This is a genomic window from Marinococcus sp. LNHM4E3-1 (assembly GCF_056034405.1).
Genome location: NZ_JBQLID010000005.1, coordinates 115409 through 139177 on the forward strand (window position 1 = coordinate 115409; position 23769 = coordinate 139177).

Annotated in this window: 25 protein-coding genes; 24 read left to right on the plus strand and 1 reads right to left on the minus strand. The window is 49.0% G+C overall.

All coding sequences use genetic code 11. The features are described from left to right. The 23 genes from ACTRXI_RS07195 to ACTRXI_RS07305 all read left to right on the plus strand — a co-directional run bounded on the left by ACTRXI_RS07195 (position 1) and on the right by ACTRXI_RS07305 (position 21238). Entirely contained in the window at positions 1-756 is a 756-nt protein-coding gene (locus tag ACTRXI_RS07195; protein WP_474261772.1) for an RsmE family RNA methyltransferase, read from the plus strand. Further along, the gene (gene mtaB, locus ACTRXI_RS07200; RefSeq protein ID WP_322525755.1) at positions 756-2090 is read left to right on the plus strand and encodes a tRNA (N(6)-L-threonylcarbamoyladenosine(37)-C(2))-methylthiotransferase MtaB; all 1335 of its coding nucleotides are present in this window, start codon (positions 756-758) and stop codon (positions 2088-2090) included. Before ACTRXI_RS07195 ends, mtaB begins: the two co-directional genes overlap by 1 nt. A 28-nt stretch (positions 2091-2118) precedes the next feature. Further along, positions 2119-2787, plus strand: coding sequence for a deoxyribose-phosphate aldolase (gene deoC, locus ACTRXI_RS07205; protein WP_474261773.1), 669 nt, complete (start codon positions 2119-2121; stop codon positions 2785-2787). Between the two features lie 130 nt (positions 2788-2917). Next, entirely contained in the window at positions 2918-3091 is a 174-nt protein-coding gene (gene rpsU, locus ACTRXI_RS07210) for a 30S ribosomal protein S21 (RefSeq protein ID WP_022794945.1), read from the plus strand. A 20-nt stretch (positions 3092-3111) separates the two neighbouring features. Further along, positions 3112-3558 (plus strand): GatB/YqeY domain-containing protein, encoded by a 447-nt coding sequence (locus ACTRXI_RS07215; protein ID WP_022794946.1) that lies wholly within the window; start codon positions 3112-3114, stop codon positions 3556-3558. Between the two features lie 172 nt (positions 3559-3730). Beyond that, entirely contained in the window at positions 3731-5083 is a 1353-nt protein-coding gene (locus tag ACTRXI_RS07220; protein WP_474261774.1) for an NfeD family protein, read from the plus strand. A gap of 1 nt (position 5084) precedes the next feature. Continuing rightward, positions 5085-6095: a flotillin-like protein FloA gene (gene floA / locus ACTRXI_RS07225; RefSeq protein ID WP_022794948.1), complete on the plus strand. Its 1011-nt coding sequence runs from the start codon at positions 5085-5087 to the stop codon at positions 6093-6095. 34 nt (positions 6096-6129) lie between these two features. Then, on the plus strand, positions 6130-6756 hold the full coding sequence (locus tag ACTRXI_RS07230) for a hypothetical protein (RefSeq protein WP_474261775.1): 627 nt from the start codon (positions 6130-6132) through the stop codon (positions 6754-6756). 159 nt (positions 6757-6915) lie between these two features. Then, positions 6916-7920, plus strand: a complete 1005-nt coding sequence (locus tag ACTRXI_RS07235; RefSeq protein ID WP_322525760.1) for a PhoH family protein — start codon at positions 6916-6918, stop codon at positions 7918-7920. Between the two features lie 16 nt (positions 7921-7936). Then, the gene (gene ybeY, locus ACTRXI_RS07240; RefSeq protein ID WP_474261776.1) at positions 7937-8398 is read left to right on the plus strand and encodes an rRNA maturation RNase YbeY; all 462 of its coding nucleotides are present in this window, start codon (positions 7937-7939) and stop codon (positions 8396-8398) included. Next, positions 8382-8765 carry a diacylglycerol kinase family protein gene (locus ACTRXI_RS07245; RefSeq protein ID WP_474261876.1) on the plus strand — a complete coding sequence of 128 codons (384 nt, stop codon included), beginning with the start codon at positions 8382-8384 and terminating at the stop codon, positions 8763-8765. The genes ybeY and ACTRXI_RS07245 overlap by 17 nt, the downstream gene beginning before the upstream one ends. A 16-nt stretch (positions 8766-8781) precedes the next feature. Next, positions 8782-9177: a cytidine deaminase gene (locus ACTRXI_RS07250; RefSeq protein WP_474261777.1), complete on the plus strand. Its 396-nt coding sequence runs from the start codon at positions 8782-8784 to the stop codon at positions 9175-9177. A 29-nt stretch (positions 9178-9206) separates the two neighbouring features. Beyond that, positions 9207-10109, plus strand: a complete 903-nt coding sequence (gene era, locus ACTRXI_RS07255) for a GTPase Era (RefSeq protein ID WP_091611883.1) — start codon at positions 9207-9209, stop codon at positions 10107-10109. A 27-nt stretch (positions 10110-10136) separates the two neighbouring features. Next, positions 10137-10886, plus strand: a complete 750-nt coding sequence (gene recO, locus ACTRXI_RS07260) for a DNA repair protein RecO (RefSeq protein ID WP_474261778.1) — start codon at positions 10137-10139, stop codon at positions 10884-10886. Positions 10887-11185: 299 nt separating this feature from the next. Next, complete coding sequence (gene glyQ / locus ACTRXI_RS07265) at positions 11186-12076, plus strand: glycine--tRNA ligase subunit alpha (protein ID WP_474261877.1); 891 nt, start codon at positions 11186-11188, stop codon at positions 12074-12076. After that, a complete protein-coding gene (glyS, locus tag ACTRXI_RS07270) occupies positions 12066-14150 on the plus strand; it encodes a glycine--tRNA ligase subunit beta (RefSeq protein WP_474261779.1) in 2085 nt (694 codons plus the stop codon). Before glyQ ends, glyS begins: the two co-directional genes overlap by 11 nt. A 44-nt stretch (positions 14151-14194) precedes the next feature. Then, complete coding sequence (gene ccpN, locus ACTRXI_RS07275) at positions 14195-14827, plus strand: transcriptional regulator CcpN (protein WP_322525943.1); 633 nt, start codon at positions 14195-14197, stop codon at positions 14825-14827. A gap of 15 nt (positions 14828-14842) precedes the next feature. After that, positions 14843-15658 carry a pyruvate, water dikinase regulatory protein gene (locus tag ACTRXI_RS07280; RefSeq protein ID WP_322525764.1) on the plus strand — a complete coding sequence of 272 codons (816 nt, stop codon included), beginning with the start codon at positions 14843-14845 and terminating at the stop codon, positions 15656-15658. Positions 15659-15670: 12 nt separating this feature from the next. Continuing rightward, positions 15671-16138 carry a DUF188 domain-containing protein gene (locus ACTRXI_RS07285; protein WP_474261780.1) on the plus strand — a complete coding sequence of 156 codons (468 nt, stop codon included), beginning with the start codon at positions 15671-15673 and terminating at the stop codon, positions 16136-16138. Positions 16139-16162: 24 nt separating this feature from the next. After that, the gene (gene dnaG / locus ACTRXI_RS07290; protein ID WP_474261781.1) at positions 16163-17989 is read left to right on the plus strand and encodes a DNA primase; all 1827 of its coding nucleotides are present in this window, start codon (positions 16163-16165) and stop codon (positions 17987-17989) included. A 222-nt stretch (positions 17990-18211) separates the two neighbouring features. Next, a complete protein-coding gene (rpoD, locus tag ACTRXI_RS07295) occupies positions 18212-19327 on the plus strand; it encodes an RNA polymerase sigma factor RpoD (protein WP_022794962.1) in 1116 nt (371 codons plus the stop codon). Positions 19328-19412: 85 nt separating this feature from the next. After that, entirely contained in the window at positions 19413-20132 is a 720-nt protein-coding gene (locus ACTRXI_RS07300) for a tRNA (adenine(22)-N(1))-methyltransferase (protein ID WP_474261782.1), read from the plus strand. After that, positions 20129-21238: a Nif3-like dinuclear metal center hexameric protein gene (locus tag ACTRXI_RS07305; RefSeq protein WP_474261783.1), complete on the plus strand. Its 1110-nt coding sequence runs from the start codon at positions 20129-20131 to the stop codon at positions 21236-21238. The genes ACTRXI_RS07300 and ACTRXI_RS07305 overlap by 4 nt, the downstream gene beginning before the upstream one ends. 38 nt (positions 21239-21276) lie before the next feature. On the opposite strand, the gene ACTRXI_RS07310 is transcribed toward ACTRXI_RS07305, so the two are convergent. After that, complete coding sequence (locus ACTRXI_RS07310; RefSeq protein WP_474261784.1) at positions 21277-22221, minus strand: 4-hydroxy-3-methylbut-2-enyl diphosphate reductase; 945 nt, start codon at positions 22219-22221, stop codon at positions 21277-21279. A 248-nt stretch (positions 22222-22469) separates the two neighbouring features. Here ACTRXI_RS07310 and ACTRXI_RS07315 point away from each other — a divergent pair, with 248 nt between their 5' ends. Continuing rightward, positions 22470-23768, plus strand: coding sequence for a DEAD/DEAH box helicase (locus tag ACTRXI_RS07315; RefSeq protein ID WP_474261785.1), 1299 nt, complete (start codon positions 22470-22472; stop codon positions 23766-23768). Position 23769 lies beyond the last annotated feature (1 nt).

Below are 23769 nucleotides of genomic sequence, written 5' to 3' on the forward strand. Positions count from 1 at the left end.
ATGCAGCATTATTTTGTGGATCCCTCCTCCATACAGCATGAATATATACAAATCACGGGTAATGATGCAAAGCACATTGCCCGTGTTATGCGTATGGGCCCGGGAGAAAAAATTGTATGTAAAGACAATCAGGGACATGCCTTTGTGACTGAAATTGAAAGCGTGGAAGAAAAAAGTGTCCACGCAAAAATAATCAGCGAGTGGACAGGAGGAGCAGAGCTTCCTGTAAATATTATCGCTGCCCAGGCTCTGATTAAAGGAGAAAAAATGGACACTGTCGTGCAAAAAGCAACAGAGCTTGGAGCCTCGGCGATTTATTTTTATGAAGGGGACCATTCTGTGGTAAAATGGGATGCGAATAAACGGCAAAAGAAAATTGATCGTTTAAACCGAATTGCTAAAGAAGCAGCAGAGCAGTCAGAGCGGATGTATATACCGGAAATTGTTTATTTTCCCTCGGCACGTAAGGTTATAGAAAACACGGCTTCTGTCGGGAGCCGGATCGTTTTATCAGAAGCAGAAGCGAGAGCAGAACTGCCCGCAAAGCTTCCTGAGGTGTTTGCCGGGCATCCGGAAACGCTGCTTGCATTTATCGGGCCGGAGGGCGGATTTTCCCGTAGCGAGCTTGCCCTGTTTGAGGAACAGCACATTCCTGCGACGTCCCTGGGGAAGAGAATTGTTCGAAGCGAAACCGCTTCTTTGCTGCTGCTTGGAGCAGTGACATATTATTATGAAATTCAGGAGGGGAACATATAATGAGATCAGTGGCGTTTCATACTCTTGGCTGTAAAGTAAACCATTACGAAACGGAAGCCATATGGCAGCTGTTTAAAAACGACGGCTATGAAAAAAAGGAATTTGATCAGACCGCGGATGTCTATGTTATCAATACCTGTACGGTAACAAACACCGGAGATAAAAAAAGCCGCCAGGTAATCCGGCGCGCAGTACGTAAAAATCCGGAAGCCATTATATGCGTCACCGGCTGTTATGCCCAGACCTCTCCGGGAGAGATTATGGATATTCCCGGCGTCGATATTGTCGTTGGCACGCAGGACCGCAAAAAAATGCTCGACTATATTGAAGAGTACACGGTGTCCCGGGAACCAATTAACGGTGTAAGCAATATTATGAAAAACCGTGTGTACGAAGAACTCGATGTACCGGAGTTTACCGACCGTACGAGAGCGTCGCTGAAGATTCAGGAAGGGTGCAATAACTTCTGTACCTTCTGTATCATCCCGTGGGCCCGTGGTCTGCTCCGTTCGAGAAACCCGGAAGAGGTTATGCATCAGGCCGAACAGCTGGTTAACAAAGGCTACAAGGAACTGGTGCTGACAGGCATTCATACAGGAGGCTACGGTGAAGACCTGAAAGACTATAATCTCGCGGGGCTGCTCCGGGATCTTGAAACCATCGATGGGCTAAAACGGATCCGTATTTCTTCCATAGAAGCAAGTCAGATCACCGATGAAGTGATTGATGTGCTCCGCAGGTCAAACAAAGTAGTAAATCATCTGCACGTGCCGCTTCAGGCTGGCTCAAACACCGTGCTTAAAAGAATGAGAAGAAAATACAGTGTGGAATTTTATGCGGACCGCCTCGAAAAACTGCGCGAAGCGCTTCCGGAATGCGCCATCACCACAGATGTGATTGTAGGCTTCCCGGGGGAAACGAAAGAAGAATTTCAGCAGACGTACGACTTTATCCGGGACCAGCGTTTCTCAGAACTGCACGTGTTTCCATATTCGAAGAGAACCGGTACCCCGGCTGCTAAAATGAGCGATCAGGTTGAGGATGAAGAAAAAAATGACCGGGTGCACCGTCTGATTGAACTATCCAATCAACTGGCAAAAGAATATGCTTCGCGTTTTGAAAATGAAGTCGTGGAAGTAATTCCGGAAGAAGAAGATAAAGAAAAACCAGGTTACTTTGTCGGCTACTCGACAAATTATATAAAGGTACGTTTCCCTGCGAACCCGGAATGGCGTGGTGAAATTGTGCGCGTGAAAATTACGAATGCAGGCTATCCATTGAATGAAGGGGAATTTGTACGCGTGCTTGACCATGATACAGCAACGCTTGTATAACTATAACAGCTAAACTGGAGGAGAAAGTATGGCAGATCTCGCGCAATATATTGATCACACACTGCTGAAGCCGGAAACCACATTTGAAGATATAAAACGTATCACAGCGGAAGCGAAAGACAATCATTTCAAATCTGTCTGCATTAATCCGGCGATGGTGCCTTTTGCAGCGGAAGAGCTAAAAGGCTCCGGCGTGCTTGTCTGTACAGTGATCGGTTTTCCACTCGGTGCCACAAATCCGGAAACAAAAGCATTTGAAGTGAAAAATGCCATCGCCAACGGAGCGAAGGAAGTTGATATGGTTATCAATATCGGCGCCTTAAAAAGCGGGGAAGACGATCTGGTCCGCGCGGACATTGAAGCGGTCGTGCAGGCTGCAAATCAGGAGGCACTGGTGAAAGTGATAATAGAAACAGCGCTGTTAACTGATGAAGAGAAGAAGAAGGCCTGCAGTCTTGCAGTTGAAGCTGGAGCGGATTTTGTAAAAACATCCACCGGGTTTAACGGAGGAGGAGCAACGATCGAAGATGTGCGTCTGATGAAAGAGACGGTGGGCGACCGTGCCGGCGTAAAAGCGAGCGGCGGGGTCAAAGACCGTCAGACTGCTCTTGCATTAATTGAAGCCGGAGCGTCCAGGCTCGGTGCAAGCTCTGGCGTGAAAATACTGCAGGGTGAAACCTCAAGCGAAAACTACTAACAATCTCTGCCTGCCAGCTCGTTGATTTTTTGGCACAGATGCTTTATACTATTTACCAAATGGCTAGTATTTGAGTAATAGTCTTTATTCATATATTAGTTAGATTGGTTGTTCGGAGGGAGGGAATCACATGGCAGAGACAAGAAAGAAAAAGAATGAAGATATTGATGCCGCTCTTCGCCGTTTTAAGCGTAGCCTTTCCAAAGAAGGAACAATGGCTGAAGTGAAAAAACGCAAACACTACGAAAAACCTAGTGTTCGTCGTAAGAAGAAAAGCGAAGAAGCTAGAAAACGTAAGTTTTAAGTAAAGAAGGTGCTGCATCCTTGGAACTCATGGACCGTTTAAGCAGTGACATGAAGTCAGCAATGAAAAACAAGGAAAAACAGCGTTTAAATGTTATCAGAGGCCTGCGGGCTTCGATGCAGAATGAAGCTATCAAGCTCAATAAAGAGCTTGATGAAAGCGAAGCAACAGCGGTTTTAAACCGCGAAATGAAACAAAGAAAAGATTCCCTCCATGAGTTTGAAAACGCAGGACGGGAAGATTTAGCAGAACAGACCAGGTTTGAAATGGACGTCATATCTGAATATCTTCCTGCTCCTTTATCGAATGAAGAATTGGAATCCATTGTGAAAGAAACTATTCAGGAGGAGAATGCCTCTTCGATGAAAGATATGGGAACAGTGATGTCTGCGGTGATGCCTAAAATCAGTGGAAAAGCGGACGGTTCCCAGGTAAATCAATTAGTGAAAAAGCATTTATCTTCTTGATAATAAGAAAGCTAGAGATCGAATCAGGGTTCAGTTCCGGTTCGGTCTCTTTTTTTAAAACATATGCCAGTCTTCCTCCCGAAATAAACGGGAAAAAATTGAAACGCTTTTATCTTTATCCTCGTACATAAGAGTATAGACATATAACTAATGAACGGGAGGGGGGATAGAGGTGGAGCAGAGAAAAAACAGATGGCTGTCCGTTCTTCTTGCCATACTTTTCATGACAGCCGCCTGGCTTCCGGCATCTGTACAGGGGGCCGGTGAAAATCAGACCGTATATGTTATCCCGGTTGAACAGACCGTTGAACAGGGAATGGCTGCATTTTTGGAACGATCGGTGGAAGAAGCGGAAGAAGCTGATGCCGACAGGATTATTTTTGAACTGGACACGCCCGGAGGCGCGGTGGATGCCGCAGGTGAGATTGCCTCGATTATCAATGGTACATCTATTCCAACTACCGCATATGTAACGGACCAGGCTATGTCAGCAGGAGCGTTTCTGGCTTTGAGCGCTGACGAAATTGCCATGGCGCCTGAAACAGAAATGGGAGCAGCCCAGGTTATTGACGGCTCGGGCAATGCAGCATCTGACAAGGCTCAGTCAGCCTGGGTGTCTAATATGGTCAATGCAGCTGAATCCAATGACAGAGATCCAGTGTATGCAGAAGCAATGGCTGACCCTGGAGTTGAACTGCCGGATTATCGTGCCGGAGAAGGTGAACTGTTAACGCTTACGGCGTCGGAAGCAGCTTCTGAAGAAGTGGGCTATGCAGAATACATTGCCGACAGCAGAGATGATCTTCTCAGTCAGATGAACCTGGGCGATGCTGCAGTGGAAGAAGCAGATATCAGCGCAGCTGAGCAGATCGCAAGATGGGTGACCAGTCCGTATGTGATTCCTATTTTATTGAGCGTCGGCATGATCGGCCTAATACTTGAAGTATTTTCACCGGGATTTGGAATTTTTGGAGGCATCGGTCTCGCATCCTTAGGACTATTCTTTTTCGGTCATATGATTGCCGGGTTTGCCGGCTTCGAAGGACTGCTGCTGTTTGGCGTCGGTTTAATATTACTGCTGATAGAATTCTTTGTTCCTGGTTTTGGAATTTTTGGTATATTAGGTATAGGGGCAGTCGTTGGCAGCCTGTTTATGTCGTCGTTTTCTGTTTCCGTTATGGCGATCTCCGTCGTTCTGGCAGCAGTAGCTGCCATCATCGCAGCAGTAGTTATGGTGGTCGGGTTCGGAAAACGGGGGCCAATGAAAAAGCTGGTGCTTCAGGATACGTTTTCTTCGAAGGAAGGATATGTGTCAAATGAAGGAAGAACGGACTTATTAGGCAGAGAAGGAACGGCATTGACTCCGCTGCATCCGACCGGTGCAGTAGATATTGACGGGGAAAAAATCGATGTCGTTTCAGACGGCCGCTATCTCGACCGCGGAGACGCTGTGCAGGTAGTGCGTGTAGAAGGCACGCGTGTTGTAGTAAAGCCATACTCTAACAAAGAAAGAAGGGAATCATGACATGGGAATTGATATAGGTCTCGTTATTGTATTAGCTATTATTTTAATAGCGCTCGTCATTTTATTCACTTTTGTACCAGTTGCGCTTTGGATTTCGGCGCTTGCTGCAGGGGTGAAAGTAGGTATTTTCCAGCTGGTCGGTATGCGGCTCCGGAGGGTTATTCCGTCGAGAGTAGTAAACCCGATGATCAAGGCAGAAAAAGCTGGTCTTGATATTGAACTGAACAAGCTCGAAGGCCACTATCTGGCTGGCGGTAACGTGGACCGGGTGGTCAATGCACTAATCGCCGCCCAGCGTGCAAATATTGAACTTACATTTGAACGTTGTGCCGCTATCGACCTTGCCGGCCGTGACGTATTGGAAGCTGTACAGATGAGTGTTAACCCGAAGGTTATTGAAACGCCGTTTATTGCCGGTGTCGCAATGGACGGTATCGAAGTGAAAGCAAAAGCAAGAATCACCGTACGCGCAAACATAGACCGTCTGGTCGGGGGTGCCGGTGAAGATACCGTTATCGCCCGTGTTGGTGAAGGTATTGTTTCGACGATCGGTTCTTCGCAGAATCATAAAAAAGTATTGGAAAACCCGGACAGCATCTCACAGACTGTTCTTTCCAAAGGGCTGGATTCAGGTACGGCTTTTGAGATTTTATCCATTGATATAGCCGATATTGACATTGGCAAAAACATTGGTGCAGAACTGCAGACAGACCAGGCGGAAGCAGATAAAAACATCGCCCAGGCGAAAGCCGAAGAACGTCGCGCCATGGCTGTTGCTCAGGAGCAGGAAATGAAAGCACGGGTAGAAGAAATGCGTGCGAAAGTTACCGAGTCCGAAGCAGAAGTGCCAATGGCAATGGCAGAAGCCCTGCGTTCCGGAAACCTTGGCGTCATGGATTATATGAATATCCAGAACGTTATGTCTGATACGGATATGCGTGAATCCATCAGTAAATCCGGTAAAGACGACGACCAAAACGGTCCATATAACCGCCCGCACACCGATAAATAAGGGACTTTGTCCGTAGAAGAAGGTGAATGAAGCGATGGAGCAGCTGTTTGAACTAGTTTTTGAAAATCTGTGGATTTTACTGCTGCTCTTCGGCGGTTTGATTACGTTTATGGGCCGGGGAGACAGCAGCCAGCAGCAGGACAGCGGTGACGGTGATTCAAGGCGGCGCGGGGCTTTCGGAAAACTCGAAGACATATTCGAAGAGTTTGAAAATGCCCGCAAAGAAAATACGCCGAACCGTCCTCAGAATGATCCTTCCGGAAGTCCCGGCAATCATCCAACGCGCCGGGTGCCGGAAGCTGAGGCAGAGCTGTACAAAGAAGAGACAGATAATCCACAGAATAAAAGCAGTGCTTTAAAAGAATACGAAAAACGCCGTGAAGAGCTTCAGCAGCAAAAGAAAAACGCAAGCCAGCGCCTTGAGCGTGCTTCGCGCCAGTCTGCTGAACGCGGAGGCGTTATGTCAGACGGGGAAATCGGCGGAGCGCGGAGAAATCCACGGTCGATAAATAAAAAAGAAGCAGCAAACGGACTCGTGTGGGCGGAGGTCCTCAGCCCGCCGGTCACGAGGCGCAGCGGTTATCCTTACCAGCGGCAGTCAACAATGTCACGTGAAAAAGTGACGCCGCACCGTTCCGCTAAAAAAAGCAGTAATGAGTGAGCCTGATCCTCGGATCAGGTTCTTTTTTTCCTGAAAATCGTAAAATGTCTGCTATTTTTTGCAACACCCTCAGCGTGGTGGTAGAGTAGAGTTAGCATACTAACGAAAAAACTGATAACAGCAAGGATATGATATTATACTCAAGGAGACTGAGCTATATTGACCGAAAAGAAAACGTTAGAATTACAAGTGAATGAAATGAACGACATACAGCAGCTGTTTGGTCCAAACGATGTGCACATTGAGCGGCTTGAAGAAAAGCTGGACGTTTCGATTATTACCCGGGGCGGCTCGCTGATCGTAGAAGGAAACGAAAAGCAGGCAGCGCTAGTCGAAGAAGTGATTGAAGCTTTGGCGAGGCTGCTGAAAAAACGGGTGCGGATTTCAGAACGGGACGTTGTCTATGCCGCGCAGCTTGCCGAGGAAGGAAAGCTTGAAAAGCTTGAAGATCTTTTCCAGGAGCAGATTGCTGTAAATGCTGAAGGCAAGCCAGTGATGATTAAAACCTTGGGGCAAAAGGAATATATTGATCAGATCCGTCGTAAAGATATGATATTTGGCGTTGGCCCGGCTGGTACAGGCAAAACCTATCTGGCGGTCGTAATGGCGATAAATGCTTTAAAAGAGGGGCGGGTGAAGCGGATTGTACTAACCCGTCCGGCGGTGGAGGCTGGAGAAAGCCTCGGATTTCTTCCGGGAGACCTGAAAGAAAAGGTGGATCCATATCTGCGTCCGCTGTATGACGCCCTGCATAATATCTTTGGAGCGGAGCATACACAGCGGTTAATGGAGAGAGGGACGATCGAAGTAGCTCCCCTCGCGTATATGAGAGGCCGGACGCTGGACGATGCTTTTGTTATTCTCGATGAAGCCCAGAACACCACGAAAGAACAAATCAAGATGTTTTTAACACGGCTCGGCTTTGGTTCAAAAATGATCGTTAACGGGGACCTCACCCAGATTGATCTTCCCAAAGGCCAGCAGTCAGGGCTGAAGGTGGCGGCACGCATTTTAAAAAACATCGATCATATTGGGTTCGTTTACCTTGAAGCCACGGATGTCGTACGGCATACACTCGTGCAGCAGATTCTTGATGCTTACGAACAGGAGGAAGGCGATCCAAAGCGTACGCTGAACCGGCCGGACAAACCAACAAACAACTAGTCAGGGGTGGACAGGTGTGAGTATTGAAGTAGATATGGTGGATGAAACGGAACGAGTAGAACCGAAGCACTGGGAGCTGGTGAAAAACATCCTGCAGTTCGCATGTGAAAAAGAAGGAGTCGTAGACGGCTCGGAGGTCTCTGTAAGTTTTGTGGATAATGAAATGATTCAGGCGGTCAACAGAGAATACAGGGAGATCGACCGGCCGACTGATGTAATTTCATTTGCCCTGAATGACGACGAAATTCAGCCCCAGGCTGAAGGCATACCGAACCTGCTCGGAGACATTATTATCAGCGTTCCCAAGGCGCAGGAGCAGGCCGGGGAATACGGTCACTCGTTTGAAAGAGAACTGGGCTTTTTGGCCGTTCACGGCCTGCTTCATTTGCTTGGATACGATCATATGGACAAAGAGGAAGAAGATAAAATGTTTTCGCGTCAGGAAAGGATTCTTGAAGCGTATGGATTACCGCGATAAATCGGTGCCTAAACGCTGGAAGGACGGCTTTATATTTGCTGGAAAAGGTATCCTCCTTGCCTTCCGGGAAGAGCGTCATATGCGCTTTCACGTCTTTTTCGGTCTGGCAGCCGTTCTTTTGGGATGGGTGTGCGGCATCGCTTTATGGCAGTGGGCCGTTCTTTTGCTGGCAATTGCCGGCATGCTTGTGCTCGAAATGGTTAATTCAGCGCTGGAGCGCCTGGTAAATTTAGTATCGCCGGAATGGAATAAAACCGCGGGAGATGTCAAAGACATTGCTGCCGGTGCGGTACTCATTTACGCTGTATTTGCTGTCATCATCGGTGTAATGATTTTTATGCCTTCCATATGGGAATGGCTGAACTGACAAAGGGGGAAGAACATTGGCTATAGAAAACGAACTGCTTGAACGGGCTAAACAGGCAAGAGAGCAGGCGTACGTCCCGTATTCCAAATTTCCGGTAGGAGCGGTTTTTGTAGGAGAGGACGACGAGTGGTACGAAGGGTGTAATATTGAGAACTCGTCGTACGGATTAAGCAACTGTGCAGAACGGACAGCCGTGTTCAGCGCGTTGCGTACGGGCATACGAAGCGGGAAAATGGTAGCTGTCATCGCTGATACGAAAGGGCCGGTCGCTCCATGTGGCGCCTGTCGGCAGGTGCTTTCTGAGTTTCTGCCGAAGGATGCCCGGATTGTATTGGGTAACCTGCAGGGTGAAATGAAAGTAACAACGATGGAAGAACTGCTCCCGGGAGCATTCGGCCCGGAAGATTTATAGTATGAAAGCAGGAAAGAAGAGGGAAAATAATGAGTGAATCGTATCATTCCGGATTTGCCGCTTTAATCGGGCGTCCCAATGCGGGAAAATCCACATTAATGAATCAGGTGCTTGGCCAAAAGATTGCGATCATGAGTGATAAAGCACAAACAACAAGAAATAAAATCCAGGGCGTTTACACGACGGAAGACTCCCAGATTGTTTTTATCGATACCCCTGGCATTCACAAGCCAAAGCACAAGCTGGGCGATTTTATGGTTCGTGCGGCTCTGCAGACGCTGAACGACGTTGATATCATTTTATATCTGATCGATGCGTCAGAGTCATACGGCCCCGGCGAGGAATATATTATCGAAAAACTGAAGCGGACAGACACGCCGGTATTTTTAATCGTTAATAAGATCGATAAAGTTCATCCCGACGAACTGCTCAAAGTGATTGCCAGCTATTCCGAACGGTATGATTTTGCCGAGGTAGTACCGGTTTCTGCGTTGAACGGCAATAATGTGACGACGCTTCTCGAAGAGCTTACCAAATATCTCGAGGAAGGCCCGCAGTTTTATCCGGAAGATCAGGTCACTGATCACCCGGAACGGTTTATCGTGAGTGAACTGATACGTGAAAAAGCACTGCAGCTTACTCGCGAAGAAGTTCCGCATTCGCTAGCCGTTGTTATCGATGAAATGAAAGAACGGGAAAACGGGGCGGTGTATGTGGCAGCTACGATTGTTGTCGAACGCCCGACCCAAAAAGGCATCATTATCGGTAAGCAGGGCTCAATGCTCAAGGAAATCGGACAGCGGGCCCGGGCAGATATTGAGTCGATGCTCGGCTCGAAGGTGTTCGTGGAGCTTTGGGTGAAGGTGGAAAAGGACTGGAGAAACAGCGCATATCTGCTTCGTGAGAACGGGTACCGCGAAGACGAATATTAAGAAATCGCCTGGGAGCGGAGGAACAGCATGATTCAGAAAACAGAAGGAATTGTTTTGCGGACTGCTTCCTACGGGGAATCCAATGTAGTGTTAACGGTTTATACAAGAGAGCACGGGAAAATGGCGATGATGGCCAAAGGGGCAAAGAAGCCAAGCAGCCGTCTGCGCTCGATCTCCCAGCCGTTTGTCTATGGAACGTTTGTGTACTATCCGGGCAAAGGAATGAGAACGCTCAGTCAGGGAGACGTAACGGATTCATTTCGCAGCGTGCGTGAAGACATCGTTCTTACTTCCTACGCTTCCTATTTGTCCGAACTTCTTGATAAAGTTACCGTGGATCAGGAGCGAAATCCTTATCTATTTGAGCTGTTTTGGCAGCTTCTGCGGCGTATCGATGAAGGCGAGGATGCCGAAGTGCTTATCCGTCTGTTTGAAGTGAAAATGACCGCAGTGGCAGGAATCCAGCCCGTGATCGACCGCTGTGTGAACTGCGGGCGGCAGGAGGGAACATTTCATTTTTCCATCCGCGAAGCGGGCTTTCTCTGCCATCTTTGCTGGGAGATCGATCCGTACCGTTTCCGCATTCAGCCGAAAACGGTGAGGCTTTTGCGGACGTTTTTCTACATTGATGTGCACCGGGTAGGCTCTGTTTCTGTATCGGCCGAAACGAAAAAAGAGCTGAAGGATGTGCTGAACAGCTATTATGATGCTTATGCAGGTATTTATTTAAAGGCAAGGCGTTTTCTGGAACAGATGGAAAAGTGGAACGTTGAATGAGTGCTTGACACACTCGTAAATGTTAAGTACTATTTCAATACAATCATAATGATGCGCAGGGAAAGAAAGTAGTAGCAATCTTCTTCAGTTTTAGCGAGTGCAGGATAGTGAAAGCTGCACGCTGACCGGTTGTGAAGGCGTTCTGGAGCGTAGAATGGATAAAGCGGCTTTTCGGCTGTAATGCCGAAATAGCAAGTAGGGTGGAACCGCGGTAATAACCGTCCCTATACCTGAGTGACAGGTATAGGGGCTTTTTTAATGAAAATAACCGAAAAACAAAAGGGGTGTTTAACATGGCAATGAATATTCAGGAAATGATTTTAACATTGCAGAACTACTGGGCGGACCAGAATTGCATTATTATGCAGGCCTACGATGTGGAAAAAGGAGCGGGGACGATGAACCCGATGACATTTCTGCGCAGTATCGGACCAGAGCCGTGGAACGCAGCATATGTAGAACCGTCAAGACGGCCGGGCGACGGACGCTACGGGGAGAATCCGAACCGTTTGTATCAGCATCATCAGTTTCAGGTAGTCATGAAGCCTTCGCCGGACAACATCCAGGAGCTGTATTTAAAAAGCCTGGAAGCCATCGGTATTGACCCGCTTGCCCATGATATCCGCTTTGTGGAGGACAACTGGGAGGCTCCGACGCTGAGTGCCTGGGGCCTTGGATGGGAAGTCTGGATCGACGGCATGGAAATTACCCAGTTTACGTATTTCCAGCATGTTGGCGGCATGGATGCCCACCCGGTGACAGCTGAAATTACATACGGCATTGAACGGCTGGCGTCGTATATTCAGGATAAGGAAAACGTATTTGACCTGGAATGGGTGCAGGGCGTTTCATACGGAGATATGTTTTTGCAGGCGGAATACGAGCATTCAAAGTATTCGTTTGAAATTGCGGATAAAGAGCTTCTTTTGAATCAGTTTGCCGCAAGTGAAAAGGAAGCAGAGCGGGCTATTGAGGAAAAGCTGGTGCTCCCTGCCTACGACCACGTGCTGAAATGCTCGCATTTGTTTAACCTGCTCGATGCCCGCGGGGCGATTTCAGTGACGGAGAGAACCGGATATATTGCACGTGTGCGCAATCTGGCAAGAAAGTGCGGAAAAGCGTATTACGACGAACGGGAAAAACTAGGATTTCCGCTACGGAAGCAGGAGGCGATGAACGATGACAACTAATCATTTTTTACTCGAAATCGGCGTGGAAGAAATGCCCGCCCGCTTTGTGGAGGGTGCGGTCAAGCAGCTGAAGGAAAAAACGGAAACCTGGCTGCAGGAGCAGCGGCTCAGCTATAGTACTGTTCACATGTTTTCTACTCCGAGACGGCTAGCGCTCCGGATTGAAGACCTGGCTGATTATCAGGAGGATATGGTCGAAGAGGCCCGTGGACCGGCCAAAAAGATCGCACTCACAGAAGACGGGGAATGGAGCAAGGCTGCTTTAGGCTTTGCCAGAGGCCAGCAGGTCGATACAAAGGATCTGTACTTTAAAGAGGTGAAAGGCACTGAGTACATTTTTGTGGAAAAAGAACACAAGGGCCGGCCGACCTCAGAGCTGCTGCAGGAGATGGAAACAATTATTACGTCTCTCGCTTTTCCGAAAAATATGCGCTGGGGAAGTCACGAACTCCGCTTTGTGCGCCCGGTTCAATGGCTCGTGGCGTTGTACGGAGAGACAGTGATCCCATTTACGATTACAGACCGCACAGCCGGCAATATTTCTTACGGACACCGGTTTTTGGGGGATGCCATTACTATTCATAAGCCGGAAACATACGAGCAGCAGCTGAAAGAGGAGTATGTGATTGCGGATGCGTCTGAAAGATCAGAATTGATTCGCAGCCAGATCGAAGAGATTGAAGCGGAAAACAGCTGGCACATTCCGATAGATGATGAGCTGCTTGCCGAAGTGAATCAGCTCGTGGAATACCCGACCGCACTGCACGGCTCATTCGATGAAGCGTATTTGGACATTCCGCGGGAGGTGCTCGTTACATCCATGAAAGAACACCAGCGGTATTTTCCGGTAGAAAATGATGAAGGCAGTCTCCTTTCGTATTTCATTACAGTACGAAACGGTAATGCTGAGCACCTTGACCAGGTCCGGAAAGGAAATGAGAAGGTACTCCGGGCGCGTCTGGCTGATGCCCAGTTTTTCTATGACGAAGATCAGAAAATGTCGCCGGAGGAAGCGGTGGAGAAATTAAACCACGTAATTTATCAGGAAAATCTGGGTACAGTCGGTGAAAAGGTAATGAGAGTGGAGGCTGTCAGCACCCGACTCGCAGAATACCTGCAGCTGGACAGCACGAAGGTGCAAAATGTTAAGCGTGCCGCTCATATTTCCAAATTTGACCTCGTAACGTTAATGGTGGACGAGTTCACTGAGCTCCAGGGGATTATGGGAAGAGAATATGCCCGGATGGCAGGAGAAAACACCGCAGTTGCCGAAGCTATTGCAGAACATTATAAACCAAAGTCCGCCGGAGATGCTCTCCCGGAAAATGTCGAAGGCGCGGTTATCAGCGTGGTGGATAAAATGGACACTATTGTTTCGAGCTTTGGTGTAGGGATGGTGCCGACCGGGTCCCAGGACCCTCACGGGCTGAGAAGACAGGCAGCAGGTATTGTCCAGACAATCACCGGGCACCGGTTTCCGCTCACAGTTCAGCAGCTGATCGTTCTGGTGATGGATGAAATCAAAGAGCGTTCTCTTCTTCAGCGGGAAGAAGCGGATGTTCTGAAGGATCTCGAAGAATTCTTTACCCAGCGTGTCCGCCAAAAGCTGCTTGATGAGGGTGTCCGCCATGATATTGCGGATGCTGTGCTGCTTCATCTTGGCGAAAGAATTGATGTAGTGACAGAAAAAGCTGGATTTATTCAAGCGCGTGCTGAAGAAATAGACTTCAAAGAAACGGTGGAAGCACTCAGCCGGGTGACCAATATCGCAAAAAACACAGACCGTGGTTCGGATATTCAAACAGAGCTGTTCGAGGCTGAAGAGGAAAGAGAGCTTTACGAAAAAAGCAAAACCTTAAATCAGCAGCTCGATAAAACGCTTGGGCAGGCGGATGTCGCCGGTGCGTATCAAGCGCTACAGGCAGTTACGCCGGCGATTAACGCCTACTTTGATCATGTTATGGTTATGGCTGAAGACGAACAGGTAAAGCAGAACAGACTGCAGCAGATGGCACTGTTATCCAGGGAAATTGAACGGTTCGCCCGCTTTCGGAGCATTGTTTTTTCATCGTAAAGCAATGCGTCCGTGCGAAGCGCCGATGAAGGTGGGGAGTCACTATCGAATTAACAGAGCGTCAGGAAACCATCCTGCAGATTGTTAAAGACAACGGGCCGATCACCGGGGAGCATATCGCAGACAGGCTTTCACTGACGAGAGCCACTCTGCGCCCGGATCTGGCCATTCTCACAATGTCAGGATTTTTAGAAGCAAGACCAAGAGTAGGATATTATTATACTGGAAAAACAGACACCGAAGAACTGAATAATCAGCTGCAGAAGTTAACCGTCAAACATTATCAGTCGATCGCAGTGGTCGTCTCGGAATCAGACAGTGTGTACGATGCTATCTGCACCATGTTCCTTGAAGATGTCGGCACTCTCTTTGTGGTGGATAAACAAGGCTATCTGGCCGGCGTCCTTTCAAGAAAAGATCTGCTGCGGGCGAGTCTCGGCCGCCAGGATACGGAAGCAATCCCTGTAAGTATTATTATGACAAGGATGCCCAACATCACGATCTGCAAAAAGGAAGATTTGGTCGTTTATGCAGCAACCAAGCTGATCGAGCGTCAGATTGACGCTCTGCCGGTAGTAAAAGACGCCGGCGATGGAAAGTATGAAGTGGTCGGCAGGGTCACGAAAACAAATATAACTAAAGTATTGGTGGATCTGGCCAATAACCAATTATTTTAACCCGAGGAGGCAGACATGACCACAAAACAAGAGCGTCCAGTAGTATATGTAGTGTCCGATTCGGTAGGAGAAACGGCTGAACTGGTAGTAAAAGCCGCTGCGAGTCAGTTCGGGGAAGACGGAATGGAAGTACGCCGTATTCCGTACGTTGAAGACGAGGGCACGGTGGAAGAGGTCATTCAGCTTGCCAAGGAAGCCAGGGCAATGATTGCGTTCACGCTGGTGATCCCAGAGATCAATCAGTACCTCCGGGAGCACGCGGAAGAAGCCGGGGTAGACACCGTTGACATTATGGGCCCGGTACTCGATAAAATGGTGACGCTCACGAACCAGCAGCCAAGATATGAGCCTGGTCTCGTATATCGTCTGGACGAAGACTATTTCCGTAAGGTGGAGGCAATCGAATTTGCGGTCAAATATGATGACGGGCGTGACCCGCGGGGCATTGTCCGGGCAGACATTGTGCTGATCGGCGTTTCGCGAACCTCAAAAACGCCTCTTTCCCAGTATCTGGCCCATAAACGTCTGAAGGTGGCAAACGTGCCGCTGGTTCCGGAGGTGGATCCGCCGGAGGAATTGTTTAATATTCCTAGTGAAAAGTGCATCGGGCTTCGGATCAGCGCCGATAAATTGAACCGGATCCGTTCGGAACGCCTGAAGGCGCTTGGACTGAGACCGGAAGCAAACTATGCGAGTATGGAGCGTATCCAGGAAGAGCTCGACTACTCGGAAGCGCTGATGAATAAAATCGGCTGTACGGTGATTGATGTGTCCAACAAAGCTGTGGAAGAAACAGCCAATATTATCTCCAATATGTTTCAGCAGCGCTAGGAGAGAATCAGCATGACGAAAAAGGAACCCACAGTGTATGTGGACGCTGACGCATGCCCGCATAAAGAAACGATCGACACGTGGGGAGCGGGCAAAAGCATGCGGATCGTTTTTGTGGCGAGCAGCGCGCACGCCTCAAATAAAGTGTATGAAGCAGAAACCGTGATGGTGGAAAACGAGCCCGAAGCGGCGGATATGTATATTTGGAACCACGTCTCTGCCGGCGATCTGGTGATTGCCGATGATCATGGCCTGGCAGCAATTGCTCTTGAAAAAGGAGCGGCGGTTCTCTCTTTTCGGGGGAAGCGCTGGAAAAAGGGTGACGAAGAATGGCTGCTTGCCGGCCGGTATGCCGGCGTGCTGGCCAAACAGGGAAAGCACAGAGTTAAAGGGCCTAAAGCAATATCGCTTGAAGAACGCCAGCGTTTTTTTGAGGGCCTGGAGATCTTTGAAGCAGGCGGCAGTAAGTCCAAATGGTAATAGGCTCATCAGGGAGGAAACAAATTGGCAGCGTTTATTCCAGAAGAAAAAGTTGCTGAAATTCGGGAAAAAATCGATATTGTCGAAGTCATCAATGATTACGTACAGCTAAAAAAACAGGGCAGGCATTATCTCGGCCTGTGTCCTTTTCATGGGGAAAACACCCCGTCATTTTCTGTTTCGCCGGAGCGGCAGCTGTATCACTGTTTTGGCTGCGGCGCAGGCGGCAATGCCATAACTTTTTTGATGGAGCACGACGGCCTGACATTTGTGGAAGCTATTCAATCCCTTGCAGCCAAAACGGGTACCGAGTTGCCCGAGCTTGAAGATCAATACCCCGGCGAACGGGAACAGCACCAGGCTAAAAAAGATGCGCATCAAATGGCGGCCAAGTTTTATCATCATCTGCTGATGAATACAGAACAAGGGAAAGAAGCCTATGACTATTTAACGGCGCGGGGAATCAGTGAAGAGATTATTGAAGAGTTTCAGCTCGGCTATGCACCGGAGCGAAATAATATGCTTGTACAGCTGCTTGAAAAAAGAGATTATGACCTGGAAGAAATGGAAGAAGCCGGACTGATTCTCCGCCAGGAATCCAGCTGGCAGTGGAATGACCGTTTTCGCGGGCGGGTCATGTTTCCTATTCATAACCAGCGCGGGCAGGTTATCGCCTTTGGCGGCCGCGCACTCGGAGAAGGTGCGCCGAAATACTTAAATAGTCCGGAAACGCCCATCTTTTTAAAGCATGAAACGCTCTACTCGTTTTCCAAAGCCCGCCAGGCAGTCCGCAAACAGGATGAAGCCGTTCTGTTTGAAGGCTATATGGACGTTATTGCTGCCTGGAAAGCGGGAGTGAAAAACGGGGTTGCGGGTCTTGGCACGGCTTTCTCTAAACGACAGGCCGAGCAGATCCGAAAAGCAACAGACAAAGCGGTAATTGCTTATGACGGTGACAGCGCCGGACGGGCAGCGGCGTGGAAAACCGGAGATATTCTTGAAAAGCAGGACATCAATGTACGGGTGGCGCTGTTTCCGGCAGAGATGGACCCGGACGACTATATACAGGCGTACGGGGCAGAAGCATTCAAGGTACAATTGTCGGAGCGTGCGGTACCTTTTATGTCCTTTAAGGTTCAGGAGCTGCGTAAAAATAAAAACCTTCAAAATGAAGGAGACCGTCTTGCCTATATCGAAGAAGTACTCCGGGAAACATCTGTGATCAGCAGTGCTGTAGAACGTGAATTCTACATGAAGCAGCTGGCAGAAGAATTTGACCTGTCGATGGACGCTCTCCGGGAGGAAGAACGTAAAGTACAAAAAAAGGAACAGAAGGAAAAGGCAGCAAAGGCTCCTTCGTCTGTGGAAACAGGCAAACGGTGGCGGAGCGGAGCGCTTCCGAAAAAGCAGGTGTCGATGCGATCGGCCTATGAGAATGCTGAACGGTCGCTCCTCGCCTTTATGCTTCAGAACCGGGAGGTCGCCGGGGAGGTTAAAGAGCGTATTGGAGGAGAATTCAACATTGATGCCCATACAGCGCTTGCGGCATATTTATATGCTTATTATGACGACGGCCATGATCCTGATGTAAGCCGGTTTATGGAATACGTTGAAGAGCAGGAGCTTGTGAACCTGGTATCTGAGCTGATGCACCTTGACATTCCGGCAGAAATATCAGATAATGAAATGTCTGACTATGTTGAACAGATTAAAATTCGACCAAAACGGGAAGAATTACTGCAAAGGCAGAAACAGCTTAAAGACGCTGAAAGAAATGGTGATTCAGAAACAAATCAGCGACAGTTGCTGACAAGAATCATGGAATTGATGATGCAGCTGAAGAAAAACTAGCCTGAAGCAATTTGCTTGCGCTTTTCCTTTGTGGTTGATAAGATATGATCACGATAGAAGGAAAGCGTGCCAGTTTGATGTGCACGCTCTTTCTATGTGCCTGCCGTCCTTTCAACCAGCTAAGAAAATACCAGGAAAAGAAATCGTCGGCACAGACAATTGCGGGCATGTAAAGAGACAGGGTAGGATTCAAGGTGTGAAGCTTGGAAGGAGGGAGATCGAATGGCGGAAAAACCAAGCCGTCCGCTGGCGGAAGGTGAAATGTCGGTCGATCAGGTAAAAGAACAATTGCTCGAAACGGGCAAAAAACGTGGAACGTTAACGTATGCAGAAATAACAGAAAAACTCTCCAGTTACGACCAGGATTCTGAGCAAATGGATGAGTTTTTTGAATACCTTGGTGAACAAGGCGTTGATATTATCAACGAGGGAGAAGAAGTTCCAAGCATGGAACAGGTGGAAAAAGAAGACACCCTCGACTTGAATGATTTAAGCGTCCCTCCAGGCATTAAAATTAACGATCCAGTCCGGATGTATTTAAAAGAAATCGGCCGTGTGCCGCTTCTTTCTGCGGAAGAAGAAATTAATCTTGCCACTAAAATTGAAGAAGGCGACGAAGAAGCAAAACGCCGTCTCGCAGAGGCCAACCTTCGTCTGGTTGTTTCGATCGCAAAACGTTACGTCGGACGCGGCATGCTTTTCCTCGACTTAATTCAGGAAGGCAATATGGGTCTGATCAAAGCGGTGGAAAAGTTTGATCACAGCAAAGGGTTCAAGTTCAGTACGTACGCTACGTGGTGGATCCGCCAGGCAATCACCCGTGCTATTGCCGACCAGGCGAGAACGATCCGTATTCCGGTGCACATGGTGGAGACGATCAACAAGCTGATCCGCGTGCAGCGTCAGCTGCTGCAGGACCTTGGCCGTGAGCCGCTTCCGGAAGAAGTTGCCAAAGAAATGGATCTGACTCCGGATAAAGTAAGGGAGATTCTTAAAATCGCCCAGGAGCCGGTGTCGCTGGAAACTCCTATCGGTGAAGAAGATGACTCTCATCTTGGTGACTTTATTGAAGACCAGGAAGCGATGGCACCGTCGGATGCAGCTGCTTATGAACTGCTGAAAGAGCAGCTCGAAGATGTGCTTGATACGCTTACGGACCGCGAAGAAAACGTTCTCCGTCTCCGGTTTGGCCTTGATGACGGACGCACCCGCACCCTCGAAGAAGTGGGTAAAGTGTTTGGCGTCACAAGAGAGCGTATCCGTCAGATTGAAGCCAAAGCGTTAAGAAAGCTTCGTCACCCGAGCCGCAGCAAACGATTAAAAGATTTCATGGACTAATGAATTCATCATAGATACAAGGGGACGCATGCTTTAAATAAGCAGGTGTCCCCTTTTTTATTTTACATAGAAGAGAGAGGAAAACATGAAAAAAGCTGTATTGCCGGACAGACTGGCAGTTATCGTGGAACAAATTGACCAGGGAGCGGTGGTCGCAGATATTGGCACGGACCACGGGCTGGTTCCGGTCGAAGCAGTGGTGCACCGGGAGGCGGAGCATGCAGTAGCAGCTGATGTGAATGCAGGTCCGCTCCAGGCTGCATCAGACTACATTGCCTCCTGTGGATTAACAGATAAAATTGATACCCGCCTCGGGAGTGGACTCACTGTCCTGAGAGAAACTGATCGTATTGATACAGTAGTTATCGCGGGAATGGGCGGCACGCTGATCAAAGAGATTTTAGAGGAGGGAAAGACACATCTCCGCCCGGTGCAGAAGCTGATCCTGCAGCCTAACATCTCCGCGGGCCGAATTCGCCAGTGGCTGTTTGACAATGGCTGGAAGCTTACCGATGAGCGAATCCTGAAGGAGGACCGCCATGTGTATGAAGTACTGACGGCAGTGCCGGGGGAAGCGGAAGCGCCGTACCGGGAAAACCAGGAGCCGTTTGAAAAACAGCTGTTGTTCGGTCCGTATTTGCTCAAGGAGCGGAACAATGCTTTTAAGGATAAATGGATGAGGGAAAAAGATAACTGGCAGCAGATTTTACAACAGCTGGCAAACGCCGTTCCGACAGAACAGACAACGGCAAAGAAGCAAAAATTAAACCAATACATTGCATGGGCTGAGGAGGTTATTACATGAATACTGTACGTGACGTTATCCGGTTATTTGAAGAATGGGCACCGCCATCGCTTGCTGTGGAAGGCGACCGGGTGGGCCTGATGATCGGGGACTGGAACCAGCCGGTCACAAAGGTGCTTACCACCCTTGATGTATCCGAAGAGGTGGTGGATGAAGCTGTCAAAACAGGGGCGGAGTTAATCATTGCCCACCACCCGCTGCTGTTTCGTCCAATAACGTCGCTCGATGTGTCAAATGGACAGGGGCCGGTAATTGAAAAGTGCATTAAGCATGATTTAACCGTCTATGCCGCGCACACAAACCTCGATATTGCTCCCGGGGGTGTGAATGACATGATGGCAGAGGCGCTCGGTTTAACGAACACGGAGGTGCTGGCTGCGACAGGTGAAGACGAGCTGTATAAGCTAGTGGCCTTTGTACCGGAGTCCCACGCTGAAGAAGTAAGAAAGGCAGTGGGGGATGCGGGGGCCGGCTATATCGGCGGATACAGTCATTGCACATTTTCTGCTTCGGGTACTGGCACGTTTATCCCCGGCGAGGACACAAATCCTTTTTTAGGCGAGCAGGGAAAGATGGAGTTCGCGGACGAAAAGCGGATGGAAACGATTGTACCGGCCTCTCTCCGGCAAACTGTAGAAGCCGCTTTGACCGCTGCTCATCCGTATGAAGAACCGGCTTATGATGTGTATCCGCTCGCTATTCCTGGTGAGCCTTACGGGCTTGGGAGAGTGGGAGAGCTCCCGGAGGAAATGACGCTTGAAGCGTTTGTGGAGCAGGTGAAAAAAAGCTATGACGTACCGTTTGTCCGCGTGGTGGATGGAAAAACCGAGCGGGTTAAACGCGTGGCCCTGCTCGGGGGCGACGGCAACAAATACTGGAAGCAGGCGCTTTCCAGGCAGGCGGATGTGTACATTACCGGCGATATTTATTTCCATACAGCCCAGGACGCGGCGATGGATGGCCTTACGATGATAGATCCCGGCCATCACGTGGAAAAAATTATGAAAAAAGGCGTGCAGAAGGAAATGCAGCACCGCAGCCAGGGCCGGCTGCAGGTGGAATGGCTGGCTTCTGCTTTGTCTACCGAACCGTTTCGGCTGGCATAATAGAAAAAATCCCTCCGCGGTCAAGCGGAGGGATTTGTTTATGATTTTGCTTTGATTTTTGGGAGGATTTTTGATTTATCGATATGAGATTCGGTATCCCATGTGGATGAATCGTTTGGATCGTACTGGTCGATAAACAGGATGACTTCCTTTGTGATTAACGTTGGTGTGGAAGCACCTGCTGTCACACCTACAGAGTTGACATTTTCAAGCCAGCTTAAATCCAGCTCGGTTAAGTTGCTGATCCGGTAAGCTGTTGTGCCCGCGACCTGTTCAGACACCTGGGCAAGCCGGTTGGAGTTGTTGCTTTTCGGGTCGCCGACAACGAGAACGAGATCTACATCCTTCGCCTGTTCAGCTACCGCTTCCTGGCGTACCTGGGTGGCGTTGCAGATTTCATTATGGATTTCTGCATGCGGATAAATTTCTCTCGCCCGGTCCATAATGTCGGAAACGTCCCACTGGCTCATGGTCGTCTGGTTAGTCATGATAATCCGTTCCGACTTAATGTTTAAGCTTTCAAGATCGTCGAGCGTTTCCACTAAATGCACAATGTCCGGAGCGACACCGACAGCGCCTTCCGGCTCCGGGTGTCCCTTCTTGCCGACATAGATAAATTCATAGCCCTGGTCCCGTTTTTCCCGTATTAAGTCGTGCGTGACGGTAACATCGGGGCAGGTGGCATCAATGGTGGTCAGTCCTTTTTCTTCAGCGAGTTGGCGTACTTCTGGAGAAACGCCGTGAGCTGTATATACGACTGTCCCTTTATCTACCTGCCGGAGTATTTCAAGCCGGTTGGGCCCGTCGAGGGAAATGACACCTTCTTCTTCAAATGCGTCAGTCACGTGCTTATTGTGTACGATCATGCCTAAAATATAGATTGGACGCGGAAGCTCCTGGTTACCGGCGGCTTTTTTCGCCATTACCATCGCATCGACAACGCCGTAGCAGTATCCACGTGGTGAAATTTTTGTTACTTCCATAAAGGCCTCCTGTTTCATAATTTGAACCGTGAGGTCTTGCGTGTACGCGCTGACTTTACGTATGCAGTCATGTAAAACGATTCTGGATTCATTATACTACCTAAGTGTCTGGTTGAAAAGAAAGGACGGCTGAAGGGATGTATTCCTTTAATATTTTGTGAACAGAAGCAGAGGAGAAGCTATGGTTTCTATTTTAACTATGATAAAATATGGAGATGCAAAAAATGCGTAAATGAAAAGAGAGTTAGGTGAACAGCGTGGAAAACCGCTTTAAACAATACAATATTCCGGCATATGCCCTCAGGCTGCTGGATAAAAAACGAATTCAAAAACCAACGGATATTCAGGAACGGCTGATGCCCGCTGCGATTAATGGCAAGGATGTTATCGGCCAGTCGCAGACCGGATCAGGGAAAACACTTGCGTATCTGCTGCCAATTCTGAGCAGAATCGACACCTCCAAAGCGGAAGTGCAGGCAGTCATTACAGCGCCTACCCGGGAGCTCGCCGGCCAGATTTTCGGTGTTCTGAAGGAAATTACGGATGAAGATGAAACCTCTTCGGTACGTGCCAAGCAGGTATCCGGGGGAACGGACCGCTCCAGAGTGATGGAGCAGCTCCGTAACCCACCGCACATTATTGTGGCCACGCCAGGGCGGCTGAAGGACATGGTCGGAGAAAATGTTATCAATGTACACACGGTCAGCATGCTTGTCATTGACGAAGCAGACCAGATGCTTGATATGGGCTTCCTGGAAGAAATTGATCCGGTGGCCGGAAAAATGGCAGATAACCTGCAGATGATGGTATTTTCGGCAACAGTACCGGAAAGCCTGCAGCCGTTTCTCCGCAAATATATGAACAATCCCAAGCATGTGCACGTAAAGCCGGAGCATGCGACGCCAAAAGAAATGACGCATTACGGCATCGCGCTCAGACACCGCAGCCGTCTTGATGTGACAATGGAGCTTGTGGACCGGCTGCAGCCATTTCTCGCTATCATATTTGCAAGTACGAAAGAGGAAGCGGACGAACTAGCCGGAGAAATGTTCAAAAAACAATACCCGGTAGAAGTGCTGCACGGCGGTCTGCCTTCGCGGCAGCGTAAACAGGTTATGAAACGGATTCAAAATCTTGAGGTTCAGTATCTGGTAGCTACCGACCTTGCTGCCCGCGGTATGGATATTCCGGGTATTTCCCACATTATTAACTACAGCCTGCCGAAGGAACTGGAATACTTTATTCACCGGACGGGCCGTGCCGGGAGAGCCGGACTGACAGGAGAGTCATACACTCTGATGGGAGAAGACGACCGGAAAGCCGTTCTTTCTCTTCAAAAGCAGGGTATCCGCTTCACGTTCATGGACTTTCGCAAAGGAACATGGACCGAGCTCTCCAAGCCGCTGTTTGCCTCCAAGCAGACAAAACGGAAGCCTGCGCCTGCTCCTGACGCCATGCCGGTGAAAAAACCGAAAAAAGTGAAGCCGGGCTATAAGAAAAAAGCGATGGCAGACCAGACGGCGTCCCGCCGCCGCAAACGAAAATAAC